Source organism: Bacillus cereus (assembly GCF_002577405.1).
GTDB lineage: Bacteria > Bacillota > Bacilli > Bacillales > Bacillaceae_G > Bacillus_A > Bacillus_A cereus_AU.
In genome coordinates, this window is sequence record NZ_NULR01000023.1 from 99,304 (window position 1) to 117,522 (window position 18,219).

An 18,219-nucleotide genomic window follows, 5' to 3' on the forward strand; every position below is an offset into this window, starting at 1 on the left:
TCATGTTGAATATGTTTCATAATAGCATAAGTAAGAAGCAAATGAGTAGTACGGCACTAAAAAGTACCTATGTTACTTTTTGGTGCCTATCGTACTTTAAAGTGCGTTCTTTCAAAAAGGAATGAAACCATTCATAATAGCATTTGTAGAGATTAAATATATTTTTTAGAAGATAAAAAGGCCTTTTTATCGCACTATTATGATTGGATTTCTTGTAATAAGGAGGAATTCAATTGAGTTCATATGCAGTAGCTTCTTCAGCAACAGAGACAAATAGAAGGAGTATGTTCGCTTTGTTAGCACTAGCGATTAGTGCATTTGGAATAGGAACGACTGAATTTATTAGCGTTGGTTTATTACCATCTATTTCGGAAGATTTACATGTTTCTGTTACAACAGCGGGTTTAACCGTTTCTTTATATGCGCTAGGAGTAGCGTTTGGTGCCCCAGTGTTAACGTCGTTAACAGCTAGTATGTCGCGAAAGACGTTATTAATGTGGATTATGATTATTTTCATTATCGGTAATGGAATTGCAGCTATGGCAACAAGTTTCACTGTTTTACTTATCGCGAGGGTTGTATCTGCTTTTGCACATGGCGTTTTTATGTCAATCGGATCCACAATTGCAGCCGCACTTGTACCAGAGAATAAACGAGCTAGCGCAATTGCTTTTATGTTTACTGGTTTAACGGTTGCGACGATTACAGGTGTACCGATTGGAACTTTTATTGGTCAGCAATTTGGCTGGAGAGCTTCCTTTATGGTAATTGTTGCAATTGGAATTGTTGCTCTAATTGCAAATAGTATATTAGTCCCGTCTAATTTGAAAAAAGGTACATCCGTATCATTTCGCGATCAATTCAAATTGATTACGAACGGAAGGTTATTACTTGTTTTCGTTATTACTGCATTGGGGTACGGGGGGACATTCGTAACATTTACGTATTTATCACCGCTATTACAAGAAGTAACCGGATTTAAAGCAAGTACAGTTACAATCATTTTGTTAGTGTACGGGGTTGCAATTGCAATTGGGAATATGATTGGCGGTAAGTTATCAAATCATAATCCAATTCGAGCGTTATTTTATATGTTTTTCATTCAAGCAATTGTATTGTTCGTGCTAACATTTACAGCACCATTTAAAGTAGTGGGGCTCATTACGATTATTTTCATGGGACTATTCGCATTTATGAATGTTCCTGGATTACAAGTATATGTCGTTATATTAGCTGAACGATTCGTACCGAGTGCTGTCGATGTAGCATCAGCAATGAATATTGCAGCATTTAACGCTGGAATCGCTCTCGGTGCTTATTTAGGCGGTATTGTAACGAACTCGTTAGGGTTACTTCATACAGCTTGGGTAGGTGGCATTATGGTAGCGGGTGCTGTTATTTTAACGGCGTGGAGCATGGCATTAGAAAAAAGAGATCAAGTGAAATAAAAGGAGAGAGAATAAAATGAAAAACTTACAAAGTACAACAACATTGCATAACGGTGTAGAAATGCCTTGGTTCGGTTTAGGTGTATTTAAAGTAGAAGATGGACCGGAACTTGTAGAGGCTGTAAAATCGGCTATTAAAGCAGGATACCGCAGCATCGATACAGCTGCAATTTACGGAAATGAAAAAGCGGTAGGTGAAGGAATTCGCGCAGGTATAAAAGAAGCTGGAATTTCTCGCGAAGATTTATTTATTACTTCAAAAGTGTGGAATGCGGATCAAGGATATGAAACGACACTTGCTGCATATGAAGAGAGCTTAAAAAAATTAGAGCTAGATTATTTAGATTTATATCTTGTTCATTGGCCTGTAGAAGGAAAATATAAAGATACATGGAGAGCGTTAGAAACACTTTATAAAGAAAAGCGCGTACGTGCAATTGGCGTAAGTAATTTCCAAATTCATCACCTGCAAGATGTATTGGAAGATGCAGAAATTAAACCGATGATTAATCAAGTTGAGTATCATCCGCGTTTGACACAAAAGGAACTACAAGCTTTCTGTAAAGAACAAGGTATTCAAATGGAAGCATGGTCACCGCTTATGCAAGGTCAGTTATTAGATAATGAAACATTACAAGAAATTGCAGACAAACACGAAAAAACAACAGCGCAAGTTATTTTACGCTGGGATCTACAAAATGGAGTTGTGACGATTCCAAAATCAACGAAAGAACAACGTATTGTTGCAAATGCGGATATATTTAACTTCGAATTAACAAAAGAAGATATGGAAAAAATTGATGCTTTAAATGAAAACCACCGCGTCGGTCCAGATCCGGATAACTTTGATTTCTAATAGAGGAAAGTAAAAAGAGTGCAAAAAAGTTTGCACTCTTTTTTATTTTGTCTATGCATAAAAAAATGTTCTAACTAAATAATAAACAGTATTAAATTTGTTATTTTATAAGGGGTTGTAGACATGAATATAAAACGATCGTTCAAGCTAATGGCCGCTTTTTTGAGTGTTTTATTTGTATTTGCGAACTTATTATTCCCACTTCAAAAAGCATTCGCAGAAGTTATGGATCATACAAAGTATCAAATGGATTGGAGTTACAGTAGGTCAAAGAAGAAACCAATTCGAACAGAGCTTATTAAAACGGCAGATGGAAAAATCGCCTTTTGCTTAAATGTAGATTTGAAATCGCCAAGCGGCCAAGACTTACCTGAAATGGGTAAAGTGGACATTAACGTGTATCGCGTACTATTAAACGGATACCCACAAAAGAGCCCACAAGAATTAGGGGTTTCTGACTGGAGAGATGCACATTATGCAACGCAGCTTGCGGTGTGGAATGCATTAAAACAAATTGATATTAATGATTTAGATTTCCGTAATAAAAATGTAGAAAAAGTAACGAAAGATATAGTTGCAAAAGCAAGTGCTAGTGAGGAAATACAAGAAATTACGATGAGCGTAACTCCTACAGAAGAACAAGAAGCGGTATTAAAAGATGAGTTTTTTGAAACTGGTTTATATACAGTAGAAACAAACGCGAAAAGTGGAACGTATAAAGTACAAGCAACTGGTGCACCACAGGGCGCGAAGTTCGTAAATGAAAAAGGCGAGGCAAAAACAGAATTTAATGTAGAAGAGAAGTTCCGTATTTTAATCCCGAAACAAACGCCAGCGGGTGGATTTAGCTTTAAAGTATCAGGCAATTTAACGAAATTACAAGGGATTGCCCATAAAGGAACACCAACGATTCAAAATGCGGTCGTATTATTAGAGCGTAGTGAAGAGAAAACAAGTCCAGAATTAGCTGTAAGCTGGAAAAAGGCAAATGGTCATGATAATAAACCAAATAAACCCTATACACCAAATGAACCACATAAACCGAATCAAAAGAGATAAAGAAAAAGCATTGGCATGTGCCAGTGCTTTTTTATGTGAAGGTTTAAATTATATTAGAAAAATTATGATATGGATGGAAGCACAGCAAGAAGTAACAGTGGTACCGCAAGAAGTAGTAATTGGAACAGATGCTGAAAAATTAGAAGCGAAAGACTTTGTTCAAGTGAAAGATGGAGAAGTAATCGGTTTTGTAGAAAAACCAGATACATCAAAAATCGGTAAACAAACAGCAAAAGTAGAAACGAAAGACCGTTTTGGAAATAAGAAAGTGACAGAAGTTCCAGTAGAAGTAACATATGGAGATAGTTTAGTATATCAGGGGCTAAGTAATAGTATTCGTTCGATTGTAACGTTTAATCATGACGAAAAGAAATTGCATGTAACATATACAAATGAACAAATTCATAGCTACTTTAACAATGAACTATATATGGGAATTACGTTATATGATGGAGAAGGAAAAGAGAAAAAACATGTAACGGCAGAGGGGCAAGAAACTTCAAAGAATTTTGCAGAGCAAGTAAATGGTACTTCATTCCAGTATGGGGATGTAGTGAAGGTATATCATGCAGAATCTGATCGTTTAAGTTGGTATAAAAATGGTGAGTTACTTGGAAAAGGAAGTGCGAAGAAATTTAAAGAGATTTCCTTCAAGATTACTCCAAATGGTTTAGAACAAGTGAAATAATAAAAAGCTCGTAAAACATTATGTTTTACGAGCTTTTTTTATTATTCAGCTTCTGAAACTACTGTGAAGCGTTCGTTTACGTGTTTTGGAGTTTCGATTTCATCAAGTGCTGCTACTGCGAAGTCTTCGTAACTTACGTAGCTATCACCTTTTGAGTTAACAAGAAGATTGTCTTTTCCAGCTGTATAAGAGCCAGTGCGTTTTCCTAATGCGAATAGTGCAGAAGGGCTGATGAATGTCCAAGTGATATCGTTTGTTTGCTTTAGAATTTCTAAGTTTTTACCTTGGTTTTGCGCAGTTGCAAGGTATTCATTTGGGAATCCTGGTGTATCAAATACACGTGTTGTTTTCTCTTCGTCTACAAATAAGCTACCAGCGCCGCCGACTACAAGTAATTTCGTATTAGGTGCACCTTTCATAGCTTCAATTAGTACATTTCCTGCATCTACATGAAGGTGTTCTTGTCCTGCTGGAGCGCCGAATGCATTTACAACTACATCAAATGCTCCTAGGTCGTTAGATGTAAGAGAGAATACATCTTTTTCTAAAACTTTTACATGTTCTTCTGTAATTTTTGTAGCATCTCTTACGATTGCAGTTACTTCATGTCCACGATCTAATGCTTCTTTTAAAATACGACTTCCTGCTTTGCCACTTGCTCCGATAATTCCGATTTTCATAATGAATCCCTCCAAAGTATTTTGTTAAAGTGTATATCTGAAAACGAATGAATTGTAATTGCATTTGTTACAACTTGATGTAACAATTATAGTTACACTATTAGGATTTTGTCAATGGTGCTGTTTATGAAATTATTTTTTGTTTTAGTATGTTTATTTGTTGAAAGGAGGAGTCATAGAACCTCTAATATTTGGAAGTCGGAAGTTGTCGAAAGATGTTGATTTTTAAGTATTTTTTAAATATAATTCGTTTTATGAATAAAAGGAGGGGGTTAATTGTATGAATATTTTAGATCAATTCGTTTCATCAACGAATACAATTCTTTGGTCATATATTCTTATTGCAATGTTAATTGGTTTAGGTCTTTATTTTTCTATTAAATTAAAATTCGTACAAATTACTCATTTAGGGGAAATGGTTCGATTAATGAGTGATGGATTAACTGGTAAGACGCGTAAAAAGGGTAGTGTATCTTCTTTCCAAGCGTTTTGTATGAGTTCAGCAGCTCGTATTGGAATCGGGAACTTAGCTGGTGTAGCGCTAGCTATTTCTATGGGAGGACCTGGAGCTGTATTTTGGATGTGGGTTATTGCAATTATCGGGGCGTCTTCAAGTTTCGTAGAAAGTACGCTTGCGCAAATTTATAAAATAAAAGATGGTAGTGGCTTCCGTGGTGGTCCTGCTTATTATATGGAAAAAGGTTTAAATAAACGTTGGATGGGGATTTGGTTCTCTATTCTAATCACAATTAGTTACGGTTTAATTTTCAACTCAGTACAAGCGAATACAGTTACATTAGCATTTGAAAATGCATTTGGTATTGAGCGTTATGTTGTTGGAATCGTATTAGCTGTATTAGTTGCAGTTATTATTTTTGGTGGTGTAAAAAGTATTGCGCGTATGTCAGAAATGATCGTTCCGCCAATGGCACTTCTTTATATTGCAGTGGCTATTTTCGTTGTTATTAAAAATTATTATTTAATACCGGATATGTTTACAGAAATCTTTAAAGGTGCATTCGGTTTAGATTCAGCTGTAGGTGGCGGTATTGGTGCTGCGATGAAATATGGTATTCAGCGCGGATTATTTGCGAACGAAGCAGGTATGGGTAGTGCGCCAAACGCGGCAGCAACTGCGGACGTAACGCATCCGGCAAAACAAGGGTTTATTCAAACAATCGGTGTTTTAGTAGATACATTTTTAGTATGTACATCAACAGCGTTTATCGTACTATGTTCTGGTGCATATAAAGCAACAAATTTAGAAGGTATTGAATTAACACAAGTAGCGTTAAGTTCACAGATCGGTTCGTGGGCAAGTAGCTTTTTAGCGATCATCATTTTCTTATTTGCTTTCAGTTCCTTACTAGGAAACTACTATTATGGTGAAACGAATATTGAATTTATTAAACAAAGTAAAACTTGGTTAACAATTTACCGTATTGCGGTAGTGGCAATGGTATTATTCGGTTCTGTTGCTACACTTCAAGTTGTGTGGAATATGGCAGACTTATTTATGGGGCTAATGGTAATTACAAACTTAATTGCGATTACGCTTCTTGGCCGATTTGCGTATGCTGCGTTGGCAGACTATGTGAAACAAAAGAAACAAGGGAAAGACCCAGTTTTCAGCGCAGACTCTATCCCTGGCTTAACAAACACAGAGTGTTGGGATAAGCCAGTGGTAGCGGATAAAGAAAAAGCAGTGTAATAAAAAGGCGAGCATCGAGATGAATTCGATGCTCGTTTTTTGTTGTAATAAAAGATGTAAAAAGCGCTCGTGTTAGGAATCCTTACATAGTTGTGTTAAAAAACCTTACATTTTTGTCGAAAATTCTTGATTGCTAAAAGTTTTTAGAATATAATTTTCTTATTGTAAGGAATAGGGGGCAATACAATTATGGATTTTTTAACTAATATAATTGGGGATATAAATAATGTCCTTTGGTCATATATCATTATTGCGATGTTAATTGGGTTAGGACTTTACTTTTCATTTCGTGTGAAATTTGTCCAAATTCGTTACTTCGGTGAAATGATTCGCTTACTTGGGGATGGGGCGAGTTCAAAGACAAGAAAAGCGCAAAAAGAAAAAAGTGGTGTATCATCATTCCAAGCATTTTGTATGAGTACAGCTTCTCGTGTAGGTACTGGTAACTTAGCTGGTGTAGCTATTGCAATTTCTATGGGAGGACCTGGAGCTGTATTTTGGATGTGGTTAATCGCGGTAATTGGGGGTGCTTCTGCATTTGTAGAGAGCACGTTAGCGCAAATTTATAAAGTAAAAGATGGGAATACATTCCGTGGGGGCCCAGCGTATTATATGGAAAAGGGTTTAAAGAAACGCTGGTTAGGTGTTGTTTTCTCTATTTTAATAACAGTTAGTTTCGGATTGATTTTTAATGCTGTGCAATCAAATACTGTAGCGGCAGCCTTTGATGAGGCATTTAAAACAGATGGCAGACTTGTTGGTGTTGTTATGGCTGGTTTACTTGCAATCATTATTTTTGGTGGGGTTAAGCGAATTGCACGTGCAGTTGAAATGATCGTTCCAGTAATGGCAATTATATATGTAGCAGTCGCATTATTCGTTGTTGTAACAAACATTACGGCAATTCCGCATGTATTTAAAGAGATTTTCTTACATGCTTTCGGAATTAAAGAAGTAGTTGGTGGGGGATTAGGAGCTGCGATTTTACTAGGAGTAAAACGTGGATTATTCTCAAATGAAGCTGGTATGGGTAGTGCGCCGAACGCAGCAGCGACTGCAAACGTAACGCACCCAGTTAAACAAGGTTTCATTCAAACTTTAGGGGTATTTACAGATACATTATTAATTTGTAGTTGTACAGCATTCATCATTTTATTATCTGATGTACCTGGTGCAGCTGATTTAAATGGAATTCAATTAACGCAACAAGCGTTAAGTCAACACATTGGACCGTGGGCATCTATATTTGTAGCAGTTGCAATCTTCTTGTTTGCATTCAGTTCATTAGTAGGTAACTACTACTATGGTGAGACAAATATTGAATTCTTAAATGGAAGTAAAGTTTTATTAAATGCTTATCGAATTGCTGTACTTGGTATGGTTATGTTAGGGTCTGTAGCAACAATTCAAATTGTTTGGGACTTAGCAGATCTATTCATGGGTATTATGGCTGTTATTAATTTAGTAGCAATTGTATTCCTTTCTAAGTATGCTTTCGCGGCATTATCAGATTACGTAAAGCAAAAGAAACAAGGAAAAGATCCAGTCTTTTATGCGGATTCTATTCCAGGTTTGAACAATACAGAGTGCTGGGATAAGCCAGTAGTAGCGGATAAAGAAAAAGCTGTATAATGAGGTGAGCATCAAGTGAAACTTGATGCTCATTTTTTTATTACATAATGAAAAAGACGAACATTCATGAGCGTTTTATAATAAAATGTAATTTTTTTTAGAAAAGGGAGGATATGAATTGGGATTTATGTTAGAATGGAAAATGCCTTTGGGACAAGAGATTATATGAATTTTTATATCCAATTGAAGGTTTTAGAGGAGAAATGGAAAGTTCGGATTATTTCTTGTTTTGAATGGTCAGACGTTCAACGTTAATGAAGAGTTAAATGGAGGATTTTATTCATGAAGTTTGTTATGTTTCTTGTAGGATTACTCGTTGTATTCGCACTCGGTTTTCTTATAAGTTCTGATCGAAAGAAGATTAAGTATAAACCAATCGCAATTATGCTTGTTATTCAGCTAGCGTTAACGTATTTCTTATTAAATACGCCAATTGGTTATATTTTAGTAAAAGGAATTTCAGATGGATTTGGAGCGCTTCTTGGATATGCGGAATCTGGAATCGTTTTCGTATTTGGTGGTCTTGTCAATAAAGGAGAAGTTTCATTCTTCTTAACAGCTTTATTACCAATCGTATTCTTTGCTGTTCTAATTGGAATTCTGCAACACTTTAAAATCTTACCGATATTTATTCGTGCTATTGGTACTTTGTTAAGCAAAGTAAATGGTCTAGGAAAACTAGAATCATATAACGCAGTAGCAGCTGCAATTGTTGGACAAGCAGAAGTATTTATTACAGTAAAAGATCAATTAAGTAAAATCCCAAAACACCGTTTATATACATTATGTGCATCTTCCATGTCGACAGTATCGATGTCAATCGTCGGTTCTTATATGAAAATGATCGAACCGAAATATGTAGTAACAGCACTTGTATTAAATTTATTTAGTGGTTTCATTATCATTCATATTATTAACCCGTACGATATTACAGAAGAAGAAGATACACTGCAGTTAGAAAATAAGAAGAAGCAATCATTCTTTGAAATGCTGAGCGAATATATTATGCTTGGTTTCACGATTGCAATTACGGTAGCAGCAATGTTACTTGGTTTCGTAGCATTAATTACAGCAATCAATAGCTTGTTTGATTCAATGTTCGGTATTACATTCCAAGCTATTTTAGGATACATTTTCTCACCATTAGCATTCGTAATGGGTATCCCGCAATCAGAGATGGTAACAGCGGGACAAATTATGGCAACGAAATTAGTATCAAACGAGTTCGTTGCGATGCTTGATCTAGGAAAAGTAGCTGGTGATTTATCAGCTCGTACAGTCGGTATTCTTTCTGTATTCCTTGTATCATTTGCGAACTTCTCATCTATCGGAATTATCGCAGGTGCAACGAAAGGGATCGATGAAAATCAATCAAATGTTGTATCATCATTCGGTCTACGCCTTGTATACGGAGCTACATTAGTAAGTATATTATCAGCGATTATCGTTGGTGTTATGTTATAAAAAGGGATGGTCCTAGCTCAAAGCTAGGGCTATTTTTTTATGGTAAATTTACATGAAAAAACCAATTAGTTAGGAATATATTAACATATGAAAATCTTTTAAAATTTATATTGCATTTCGATTAGATAACGCTTACAATTTGATTTGTAGGTGGTATCAATTTCAGACTTTCAAATATGGTAGGAGAGAAGAGGCTACCTTTTATAAATTGCAATTTATGTAAACGCTTACTGATTTTAGATAACAGTTGAATAGTATTTAGGGGTTTTAAATTTTTTTAACAACAATGGTCAGACGTCATTCGTTAGATGACTAATAACTCGTGGGAGAAGTGGAGGATTCACATATGAAAATAGTAATGTTTCTAGTCGGTTTACTTGTAGTATTTGTACTAGGTTTCCTTATAAGTTCAGATCGTAAGAAAATTAAATATAAACCAATTGCACTTATGCTTGTCATTCAATTGGTACTCGCGTATTTCTTACTAAATACAAAAATCGGATTTGTATTAGTTAAAGGAATTGCAGATGGATTTGGCGCTATTTTAAAATTTGCGGAAGCTGGGGTTAATTTCGTATTTGGTGGTCTAGCAAACGATGGACAAGCACCATTCTTCTTAACAGTATTATTACCGATTATTTTCTTAGCGGTATTAATCGGGATCCTGCAACACATTAAAATTTTACCGATTATCATTCGTGCAGTCGGTTTCCTATTAAGTAAAGTTAACGGTTTAGGAAAACTAGAATCATATAATGCAGTAGCAGCTGCAATTGTTGGTCAAGGGGAAGTATTTATTACAGTAAAAGATCAACTAAGCAAATTACCGAAAAATCGTTTATACACACTTTGTGCATCATCAATGTCAACAGTATCGATGTCAATCGTCGGTTCTTATATGAAAATGATTGATCCAAAATATGTAGTAACAGCACTTGTACTAAACTTATTCAGTGGATTCATTATCGTTCATATTATTAATCCATATGACGTAAAAGAAGAAGACGATATTTTAGAATTACAAGAAGATAAGAAACAAACATTCTTTGAAATGTTAGGCGAATATATTATGCTTGGTTTCTCTATCGCTGTAACAGTAGCGGCGATGTTAATCGGTTTCGTAGCATTAATTACAGCAATTAACGGTGTATTCGATTCTATTTTCGGAATCACATTCCAAAGCATTTTAGGTTACGTTTTCTCACCATTAGCATTCATAATGGGTATTCCAACATCAGAGATGCTACAAGCAGGACAAATTATGGCAACAAAATTAGTAACGAACGAATTCGTTGCAATGCTTGATTTAGGTAAAGTAGCTGGTGAGTTATCAACTCGTACAGTAGGTATTTTATCAATCTTCCTTGTATCATTTGCGAACTTCTCATCTATCGGAATTATCGCAGGTGCAACGAAGAGTATCGATGGCAAACAAGCAAACGTTGTATCATCATTCGGACTAAAACTTGTATACGGTGCAACGTTAGTAAGTATATTATCAGCGATTATCGTTGGGGTTATGCTTTAATAAATTAAGAAAAGCAATGAGCGTAGGCTCATTGCTTTTTTATTATTCAGCTGGAGGCGTAAATGTACGTTTCTCTAATTCAGCATCTAGCATAAATAGTGCATTTGAATCGTTTGTAATACGTTTTAATTTTTGGATGATGCTATCAAATGAAGCTTCTTCTTCTACTTGCTCGTCAACGAACCATTTTAAAAATGTAATTGTTGCGTGTTCACGTTCATCCCAAGCGATATCAGATAAGTTATAAATACGCTTCGTTACTTCACGCTCGTGTTCAAGTGCGACTTCAAAAGCATTTAGTACAGATTCGTATTCGTTGTTAGGATTATTAAATCCAGTAATAATAGCGCGCTCGCCGCGGTCATTAATGTAGTTGTAAAGTTTCATTGCGTGGAAACGCTCTTCTTCAGCTTGTACAAGGAAAAAGTTAGCGAATCCATCGTAGCTCTCGGCTGTACAGTAGGCAGCCATTGCCATATAAGCGTGGGCAGAGTAAAATTCAAAGTTCATTTGATCGTTTAGTGCGTCGTGCAATTTTTTAGATAACATAAAATCCCCCTTATTATTGTGACAAGAATATTATATCACAATTGATAATGTTCTCATTTAGATGTTTCGAACCTTTTCGAAAGCTTTGTGACGTGTGCTTCCATAATGTCCCGCAAGTCTAAATCATATTTTTGTGAAAGAACAACAAGATTAGATAGTACATCACCAAGTTCTTCTTTTAGTTCTTGTTTTAGCTCTTCTTCTGTTTTCGCATCTTCATCTGGGCGATTACGGCCGATTTCAATTGCGCGAACAACGCGTGAAACTTCCCCAACTTCCTCAGTTAAGAAATTTAAGCGAATAAAGGAGTTATACTGTGACCAGCTTCGTTTTTCATAAAATTCCTCTACCCATCTTTGAAATGCAACGATATCCATTTCTTCCTCATCTCCTCAATATGTTGTACAATGTCAATTGTATCATAACAATATATAGTTTCGGGGTGTAGGAATGAGAAAGATTTGTGTGTTTGCAGGTTCAAATTTAGGGGAGAGACCAGAGTTTAAAGAGCAAGCAATTGAATTAGGAAAAATGTTTGTTGAGAACGACTATGAGCTCGTATACGGTGGTTCATGCGTTGGATTAATGGGAGAAGTAGCAAACGAGGTTCTTCGTTTAGGCGGGCGTGTGACAGGTGTTATGCCGCGCGGTTTATTCCGTGGTGAAATCGTTCATACAGGACTAACGGAATTAATTGAAGTAGAAACGATGCATGAGCGTAAAGCAAAAATGGCAGAGCTTGCGGATGCTTTCATTGCACTACCAGGCGGATATGGAACATTTGAAGAACTATTTGAAGTTGTATGTTGGTCACAAATTGGTATACATAATAAGCCGGTTGGTTTATTAAATATAAAAGATTTTTACGGACCTATTTTGCAAATGGTTGAACGCGCAGCAGAAGAAGGATTTATGAATCCATCAAATAAAGAGTTAATTGTTGCAGCTGAGACGGCAGATGAATTAATTCATAAAATACAAAATTACGAGCGTCCTGTTTTAGGAACGAAGTGGAAGCAGCTATCATAATACAATTTTATAGAGATTTTTGGAAACACGTGTCATTTTAATTGAAAATGGCATGTGTTTTTAATTTGGTTAAATATGTTAACGTTGAGATATAATGTTTTTCAGAAAAGGAGAAATAGATGGAGGAGTTTGTGTATTTACGTCCTGTTTTTAAATGTGTTTTAGCAGCATCTGTTCTTGTTATGCTAATCGTTTTAAGACAGAAAAAAGAGCTAATTAATGAATTTTCGCTTTGGTTTATTTCGGTTATATGTATCGGTGTTTCGGCGATAACACTGTTTATGTCTGGATTTATTGTTGATGAGTATAATCTAGGTGGCGATGTGCAGTCTTTTAATATGTTTATTGGGATTGGTGTGATCAGTGGTCTAAATTTCATTATTTACTATAGACGGAAATAACAAGGAAGGCATTCCATATTACTTTGGAATGCCTTTATCACTTTTATTAGTTTGTTTTTTATACAGGTACCAGCCACCCCAGCCGCCACCAATTGCTACAACAACGAGGAAAGCATAGTCTTTAACCTCGACACGTATATTGAAAATAGTAGCTATAAGTAAGACAATCCCAACTGTTATTAACGCAAAAAATGCTCTAATTAAGTAGTCTTTCAACTGAACCACTCCCGCCATTTAAGTAGTAAATGATGAATTTGGAAAAGCTTTTTGGATCTAATTACTAAAGGGTGTTTCCTATATTTTAACATAAAAGGGATTGTAATATATTGATAAAAGTAGGAGAGAGGAGTGCTAATATTGTCGTATTTTGTTGGTAAATCGATATTCTTTGTCGAATCGTTGATATATTGTGAGTTGTGATCGATATAATGAAAAAATCGTTGATATATTGCGAGTTATGATCGATATATTTGAAAAATCGTTAATATAATTTCATGTACCGTTACATGGGAACACCCAATAGAAAAAAGCGACTCTGAACAAGCCGCTTCCGCTTTTAAGTAATATCCAGCTCCAGCGGCTAGAACAGTCGGTTGTTTCACTCCTTCATTCGAGGCAAAAAGCGCCTCGTAATCAGGAGTTCCAACACCCTCCTGTTCTGAACAAGCCGCTTCCGCATTTAATGATATCCAGCTCCAGCGGCTAGAATCTCCGGTCATTTCGCTCTCTCGCTCGAAGCAAAAAGCGCTTCAAGGTCGAGAGCTCCAATGCCCTGCGACTCTGAACGAGCCGCTTCCGCATTTAAGTCTATTATTGATTCAAGAACGCACGTAGCATCCAAACATGTTTTTCTAGTTCTGTGTAGATGCCTAGTAGTAGGTCAGATGTCATTTCGTCATCAGAATTTTGAGCGATTTCCATGCCTTTTTTCAGTTCGACTAGCATCATTTCATAGTCTTTCATGATTGCTTCGACCATCCCTTCTGCAGTTTCTCCGTAAGCTGCTTCTTGAATAGAAGATATTTCTAGGTATTCTTTCATTGTTGCTACTGGTTTGCCGCCAATTGCTAAAATACGTTCTGCAATTTCATCGATGTGAGTAGCTGATTCTGTGTAAAGTTCTTCAAATTTCTCGTGTAATGTGAAGAATTGAGGTCCTTTTACGTACCAATGGAAGTTGTGTAGTTTTGTAAATAAAACGCTCCAGTCTGCTACTTGTTTGTTTAATACTTCGATTACTTGTTTATTCATTATGATCAATCTCCCTTTGAGTTGTTATGTTATATCGATTACTAATTTATAATTATTATAATCTAGTAATTTGTATAAATCAACCCTTTTGCTGGAATTAATTTGAACAAATTATGAAATGTTGTAAATAAAAATCCCTATTACTGTGAAGTAATAGGGATTTTGTTTGATATTCAGTTTCTGTTCTAAGCGAGCCGCTTCCACTTTTAATTATTACACAGCCTGTTTCTTTTCTTCTACATCCTGTACATCCCAGCACTCTGTATTCTTTAAGCCAGGGATAGAACTTGCAACGAAAACAGGATCTTTTCCTTGTTTCTTTTGCTTTATATAGTCTGCTAATGCTGCGTAGGCGAATTTGCTAAGGAATGAGATGGCAATTAAGTTTGTAAATACCATTAGTCCCATGAATAAATCAGCTAAACTCCAAACAGTTTGAAGGGCAGCAATTGATCCGAAGAACACCATTCCGACAACTGCAACGCGATAAATCATTAACCATGTTTTGCTTTCTTTAATGAATGCGATATTTGTTTCACCATAATAGTAGTTTCCTAGTAGGGAACTGAAAGCAAATAGGAAGATGATAATCGCTAAGAAAGTGCTGGCCCACGATCCAATTTGTGAACTTAATGCTTGTTGTGTTAATTCAATTCCTTGTAAATTAGATCCTTTGTAAAGTCCAGAACATAATACGATAAATGCTGTTGATGTACATACTAAGAATGTATCTACGAAAACACCTAATGCTTGAACAAGTCCTTGTTTTGCAGGGTGAGATACATCTGATGTTGCGGCTGCGTTAGGAGAGCTACCCATACCTGCTTCTGTTGCGAATAAACCGCGCTGAATTCCGAACTTGATTGCTGCACCAATACCACCAGCGATGGCTTGGTCTAGACCGAATGCACTGTTGAATATTTCCATAAAAATGCTTGGTAACATATCGAAGTTTTTAATAACAACAAAAACAGCCACACCAATATAAACGATTGCCATTGGAGGAACAATCATTTCTGTAATACGTGAAATGCTTTTAATACCGCCAAAAATAATAACTGCAACTAATACAGCTAATAGAGCTCCTACGATCGTTCGCTCTAGTCCAAAAGCATTTTCAAACGCTATTGTTACTGTATTTGCTTGAACTGAATTGAAGATTAATCCGTACGTAACTGTAATAAGAAGTGAGAACCAAACGCCCATCCAACGTTTGTTTAATCCTTTTTCCATGTAATATGCTGGGCCACCACGGAACCTGCTTCCATCTTTCACTTTATAAATTTGTGCAAGTGTACATTCTACAAAACTAGTAGCTGCACCGATAATTGCGATAAACCACATCCAAAATATTGCACCAGGTCCGCCCATTGAAATGGCTAAAGCTACACCAGCTAAGTTTCCGATGCCAATACGAGCTGCTGCGCTTAAGCAAAATGCTTGGAATGGGGAGACGCTATCTTTTTTCTTTTCTTTTCGATTAAATCCTTTACTAATTAAACTGACCATCTCACCGAAATGAGTAATTTGGACAAATTTTAATTTAAAAGAGAAATAAAGACCAAAGCCGATTAGCATTGCAATAAGAATATATGACCATAAAATATTATTCGTTACCTCAAGGAATCTGCTAAAGATATCAACCATATAATACACTTCCTTTTTTTTCGTAATAAGAAAATTATATGCAAAAAATATACTAGAATCAATTTTTCTAAAAAATTATGTTACTTAAATATGTTTTGTGTTATGATTAAGTTACATGGTAATTGTTTTTAGAATTATTAACATTTTGAAAAACAAAATTTCAAGTGAGAAAGAAGGGATAAAGTGAAAGAAGAATCTCTGTTGGAAGTAAGTCTTGAAAGTTTGAAAATGAGGAGTAATTTATTGTTACCATACATCTTCAAGTATCTGTTTAGGGGGCATTTATTATTACAATAAAAGATTTCCAAATGACAGGTATTCTGAATGGCTAGAATTTCTAAAATTGATTGGATGAACAAAAGACAGAAAAACAGAAAATTTAAATAAAAAAACGTTAAGGAGGAGCTAAACATGAATATTAGAGAAAGTGAACTTCCAGGTATTGGTTATAAGTTTCAAATTGTTACGAAAGGTAACGAAAAAATGGTGATCGTCATTCATGATGATGGCCGTAGAGAAATGTATCATTTTGATTCAGACCATGAAGAAAGTATTTCTAGTATTTCATTGCGTGACTCAGAGGCAAGACAAATTGCAGCGATATTAGGTGGAATGGTATATAAGCCTAGAGCATTAGAAAATGTTGAGATGGTCTTTGAAGGTTTAGCGATTGAGTGGTTCAAAGTGGAGAATGCAGCTCCAGCAATCGGAAAAACAATTGGTGATCTTGAAATAAGAAAAACATATAGCGTAACGATAATAGCTGTTATGAAAAAGAATATGAAAAAGCTATTTAATCCAGGTCCAGAAACGGTAATTGAAGAAGGCGATATGCTTGTAGTTTCAGGTGAGAGAGAAGAAATTAAAAAAATTATTAATGAGTTACTTTCGAATAGGGGGACTGACTAGATGGATACGTTAATTTTTGAAGTTGGTACAGCTTTAGTTTTAGTAGCAATTGCGGCAGTAATCGCTGGAAGGTTTAAATTCTCAGTAATTCCTTTTCTAATCATTCTTGGCATGTTAGTAGGACCGCATGCTCCGATACTAGGTGTAATCGATCTCAGGTTTATAGAGAGTGAAAGTGTAATATCCTTTCTAGGAAGAATCGGCGTTCTGTTCCTTCTTTTTTATCTAGGACTAGAATTTTCAATGAAAAAACTAATTAAATCAGGACGTTCTATTGCGATTGGCGGAACGATTTATATTTTAATTAACTTTTCACTTGGATTATTATACGGATTTTTAATGGGATTCCCTTTGCTAGAAATCTTAATTATCGCGGGTATTATTACGATTTCTTCTAGTGCTATCGTTGCAAAAGTATTAGTTGATTTAAGAAGAACTGGTAATAATGAAACCGAACTAATTTTAGGAATTATTATGTTTGAAGATATATTCCTAGCTGTATATTTATCAGTCGTTTCTGGCTTAGTTCTTGGGGATCACGCTTCCTTCTTAGGTGCTCTCACTTCAATTGGAATCGCTTTAGGATATATGCTTCTATTCTTTGTAGTAGCTAGAAAGGCTACTCCGTTATTAAATAAATTGCTCAATATTAGTTCAGATGAAATTTTTATTATTGTAGTATTTGCTTCCTTATTCTTTATTGCAGGTTTCTCGGAAACAATTCACGTTGCAGAAGCAATCGGAGCACTTCTTTTAGGGTTAGTTTTCTCTGAGACAGAGCATAGTGACCGAATTGAACATCTTGTTGTTCCGTTTAGAGATTTCTTTGGAGCCATTTTCTTCTTCAGTTTCGGATTAAGTATCGATCCATTCTTATTAGGCGGAGCGATTTGGTTAACGTTAGGTGCTGTCCTTCTTACTATAATCGGTAACTTCGTAGCAGGGATGATTGCAGGAAGACAGGCTGGATTATCTCATAAAGCTTCGACAAATATCGGTCTAACAATTGTTTCAAGAGGAGAGTTCTCTATTATTATGGCCAATATCGGAATAGCGGGTGGTTTAATGTCAGTACTAAAACCATTCTCAGCGCTATATGTGCTTATACTATCTATTTTGGGTCCTCTTCTTACGAAAGAGTCAAAGAATATATATAAATTTTTAAATAAAATATTTAAGTGGGATACGAAGACTAGCTAAATTTTAAACAATTGACGTGTAAGGTCAGATTTTATATAAAGTCTTATTGTGAAGGAATCTATAGTTAAATAGATTCCTTTTTTATGGGAAATTAATAACTAGTTGTTATTTGTTAGAGAAGGATATGTTTAATATTTTACATATTGTGGCATACATATAGGAAAAGG

18 protein-coding genes and 1 pseudogene are annotated in these 18,219 nt (G+C 35.6%); 12 read left to right on the forward strand and 7 right to left on the reverse strand.

Translation table 11 applies throughout. The features are described 5' to 3' along the window. The first annotated feature begins 284 nt into the window (after nt 1-284). The 4 genes and pseudogenes from COC96_RS24025 to COC96_RS24040 all read left to right on the forward strand — a co-directional run. Nucleotides 285-1,448, forward strand: coding sequence for an MFS transporter (locus COC96_RS24025; protein WP_176538781.1), 1,164 nt, complete (start codon nt 285-287; stop codon nt 1,446-1,448). 16 nt (nt 1,449-1,464) lie between these two features. Next, complete coding sequence (locus COC96_RS24030) at nt 1,465-2,304, forward strand: aldo/keto reductase (protein WP_098769532.1); 840 nt, start codon at nt 1,465-1,467, stop codon at nt 2,302-2,304. 123 nt (nt 2,305-2,427) lie between these two features. After that, nucleotides 2,428-3,363, forward strand: coding sequence for a thioester domain-containing protein (locus COC96_RS24035; protein WP_098769533.1), 936 nt, complete (start codon nt 2,428-2,430; stop codon nt 3,361-3,363). 73 nt (nt 3,364-3,436) lie between these two features. Beyond that, nucleotides 3,437-4,051, forward strand: a pseudogene (locus COC96_RS24040) (putative mucin/carbohydrate-binding domain-containing protein); the annotation flags it as partial. A 41-nt stretch (nt 4,052-4,092) separates the two neighbouring features. Here the strand turns inward: COC96_RS24040 and COC96_RS24045 are convergent. Continuing rightward, nucleotides 4,093-4,731 carry an NAD(P)-dependent oxidoreductase gene (locus COC96_RS24045; protein ID WP_098769535.1) on the reverse strand — a complete coding sequence of 213 codons (639 nt, stop codon included), beginning with the start codon at nt 4,729-4,731 and terminating at the stop codon, nt 4,093-4,095. 280 nt (nt 4,732-5,011) lie between these two features. Here COC96_RS24045 and COC96_RS24050 point away from each other — a divergent pair, with 280 nt between their 5' ends. From COC96_RS24050 to COC96_RS24065, 4 genes are all read left to right on the forward strand, one after another. Beyond that, nucleotides 5,012-6,442, forward strand: coding sequence for an alanine/glycine:cation symporter family protein (locus COC96_RS24050; protein WP_098268312.1), 1,431 nt, complete (start codon nt 5,012-5,014; stop codon nt 6,440-6,442). A 189-nt stretch (nt 6,443-6,631) separates the two neighbouring features. Further along, complete coding sequence (locus COC96_RS24055) at nt 6,632-8,074, forward strand: alanine/glycine:cation symporter family protein (RefSeq protein WP_098268313.1); 1,443 nt, start codon at nt 6,632-6,634, stop codon at nt 8,072-8,074. Between the two features lie 282 nt (nt 8,075-8,356). Beyond that, nucleotides 8,357-9,538, forward strand: a complete 1,182-nt coding sequence (locus tag COC96_RS24060) for a NupC/NupG family nucleoside CNT transporter (protein ID WP_098268314.1) — start codon at nt 8,357-8,359, stop codon at nt 9,536-9,538. A gap of 346 nt (nt 9,539-9,884) precedes the next feature. Beyond that, nucleotides 9,885-11,066, forward strand: a complete 1,182-nt coding sequence (locus COC96_RS24065) for a NupC/NupG family nucleoside CNT transporter (RefSeq protein WP_088232068.1) — start codon at nt 9,885-9,887, stop codon at nt 11,064-11,066. A 42-nt stretch (nt 11,067-11,108) separates the two neighbouring features. On the opposite strand, the gene COC96_RS24070 is transcribed toward COC96_RS24065, so the two are convergent. Both COC96_RS24070 and COC96_RS24075 read right to left on the reverse strand, forming a co-directional pair. Further along, nucleotides 11,109-11,615 carry a ferritin gene (locus COC96_RS24070; RefSeq protein ID WP_098268315.1) on the reverse strand — a complete coding sequence of 169 codons (507 nt, stop codon included), beginning with the start codon at nt 11,613-11,615 and terminating at the stop codon, nt 11,109-11,111. Nucleotides 11,616-11,668: 53 nt separating this feature from the next. Then, nucleotides 11,669-11,992, reverse strand: a complete 324-nt coding sequence (locus tag COC96_RS24075; RefSeq protein WP_097904200.1) for a MazG nucleotide pyrophosphohydrolase domain-containing protein — start codon at nt 11,990-11,992, stop codon at nt 11,669-11,671. Nucleotides 11,993-12,080: 88 nt separating this feature from the next. On the opposite strand from COC96_RS24075, the gene COC96_RS24080 reads away from it, so the two are divergent. Further along, nucleotides 12,081-12,644 (forward strand): TIGR00730 family Rossman fold protein, encoded by a 564-nt coding sequence (locus COC96_RS24080; protein ID WP_179884717.1) that lies wholly within the window; start codon nt 12,081-12,083, stop codon nt 12,642-12,644. Between the two features lie 119 nt (nt 12,645-12,763). Continuing rightward, on the forward strand, nt 12,764-13,045 hold the full coding sequence (locus COC96_RS24085) for a hypothetical protein (RefSeq protein WP_098357664.1): 282 nt from the start codon (nt 12,764-12,766) through the stop codon (nt 13,043-13,045). Between the two features lie 18 nt (nt 13,046-13,063). Here COC96_RS24085 and COC96_RS24090 read toward each other — a convergent pair whose 3' ends face one another. The 4 genes from COC96_RS24090 to COC96_RS24110 form a co-directional block, all read right to left on the reverse strand. Then, complete coding sequence (locus COC96_RS24090) at nt 13,064-13,261, reverse strand: hypothetical protein (RefSeq protein ID WP_097904203.1); 198 nt, start codon at nt 13,259-13,261, stop codon at nt 13,064-13,066. 239 nt (nt 13,262-13,500) lie between these two features. Continuing rightward, nucleotides 13,501-13,764 carry a hypothetical protein gene (locus COC96_RS24100; protein WP_142340036.1) on the reverse strand — a complete coding sequence of 88 codons (264 nt, stop codon included), beginning with the start codon at nt 13,762-13,764 and terminating at the stop codon, nt 13,501-13,503. Between the two features lie 91 nt (nt 13,765-13,855). Beyond that, the gene (locus COC96_RS24105; protein ID WP_098769537.1) at nt 13,856-14,296 is read right to left on the reverse strand and encodes a Dps family protein; all 441 of its coding nucleotides are present in this window, start codon (nt 14,294-14,296) and stop codon (nt 13,856-13,858) included. A gap of 213 nt (nt 14,297-14,509) precedes the next feature. Beyond that, a complete protein-coding gene (locus COC96_RS24110) occupies nt 14,510-15,943 on the reverse strand; it encodes an alanine/glycine:cation symporter family protein (protein WP_098268319.1) in 1,434 nt (477 codons plus the stop codon). A 411-nt stretch (nt 15,944-16,354) separates the two neighbouring features. On the opposite strand from COC96_RS24110, the gene COC96_RS24120 reads away from it, so the two are divergent. Continuing rightward, the gene (locus tag COC96_RS24120; protein ID WP_001026069.1) at nt 16,355-16,852 is read left to right on the forward strand and encodes a cation:proton antiporter regulatory subunit; all 498 of its coding nucleotides are present in this window, start codon (nt 16,355-16,357) and stop codon (nt 16,850-16,852) included. Beyond that, nucleotides 16,853-18,052 (forward strand): cation:proton antiporter, encoded by a 1,200-nt coding sequence (locus tag COC96_RS24125; RefSeq protein WP_098769538.1) that lies wholly within the window; start codon nt 16,853-16,855, stop codon nt 18,050-18,052. Nucleotides 18,053-18,219 lie beyond the last annotated feature (167 nt).

Excerpts from the sequence above, each read along its gene's own strand:
- COC96_RS24025 (WP_176538781.1), top strand. The coding sequence starts at position 285 with ATGTTCGCTTTGTTAGCACTAGCGATTAGTGCATTTGGAATAGGAACG.
- COC96_RS24030 (WP_098769532.1), top strand. The coding sequence starts at position 1,465 with ATGAAAAACTTACAAAGTACAACAACATTGCATAACGGTGTAGAAATG.
- COC96_RS24035 (WP_098769533.1), top strand. The coding sequence starts at position 2,428 with ATGAATATAAAACGATCGTTCAAGCTAATGGCCGCTTTTTTGAGTGTT.
- COC96_RS24045 (WP_098769535.1), bottom strand. The coding sequence starts at position 4,731 with ATGAAAATCGGAATTATCGGAGCAAGTGGCAAAGCAGGAAGTCGTATT.
- COC96_RS24050 (WP_098268312.1), top strand. The coding sequence starts at position 5,012 with ATGAATATTTTAGATCAATTCGTTTCATCAACGAATACAATTCTTTGG.
- COC96_RS24055 (WP_098268313.1), top strand. The coding sequence starts at position 6,632 with ATGGATTTTTTAACTAATATAATTGGGGATATAAATAATGTCCTTTGG.
- COC96_RS24060 (WP_098268314.1), top strand. The coding sequence starts at position 8,357 with ATGAAGTTTGTTATGTTTCTTGTAGGATTACTCGTTGTATTCGCACTC.
- COC96_RS24065 (WP_088232068.1), top strand. The coding sequence starts at position 9,885 with ATGAAAATAGTAATGTTTCTAGTCGGTTTACTTGTAGTATTTGTACTA.
- COC96_RS24070 (WP_098268315.1), bottom strand. The coding sequence starts at position 11,615 with ATGTTATCTAAAAAATTGCACGACGCACTAAACGATCAAATGAACTTT.
- COC96_RS24075 (WP_097904200.1), bottom strand. The coding sequence starts at position 11,992 with ATGGATATCGTTGCATTTCAAAGATGGGTAGAGGAATTTTATGAAAAA.
- COC96_RS24085 (WP_098357664.1), top strand. The coding sequence starts at position 12,764 with ATGGAGGAGTTTGTGTATTTACGTCCTGTTTTTAAATGTGTTTTAGCA.
- COC96_RS24100 (WP_142340036.1), bottom strand. The coding sequence starts at position 13,764 with ATGACCGGAGATTCTAGCCGCTGGAGCTGGATATCATTAAATGCGGAA.
- COC96_RS24105 (WP_098769537.1), bottom strand. The coding sequence starts at position 14,296 with ATGAATAAACAAGTAATCGAAGTATTAAACAAACAAGTAGCAGACTGG.
- COC96_RS24110 (WP_098268319.1), bottom strand. The coding sequence starts at position 15,943 with ATGGTTGATATCTTTAGCAGATTCCTTGAGGTAACGAATAATATTTTA.
- COC96_RS24120 (WP_001026069.1), top strand. The coding sequence starts at position 16,355 with ATGAATATTAGAGAAAGTGAACTTCCAGGTATTGGTTATAAGTTTCAA.
- COC96_RS24125 (WP_098769538.1), top strand. The coding sequence starts at position 16,853 with ATGGATACGTTAATTTTTGAAGTTGGTACAGCTTTAGTTTTAGTAGCA.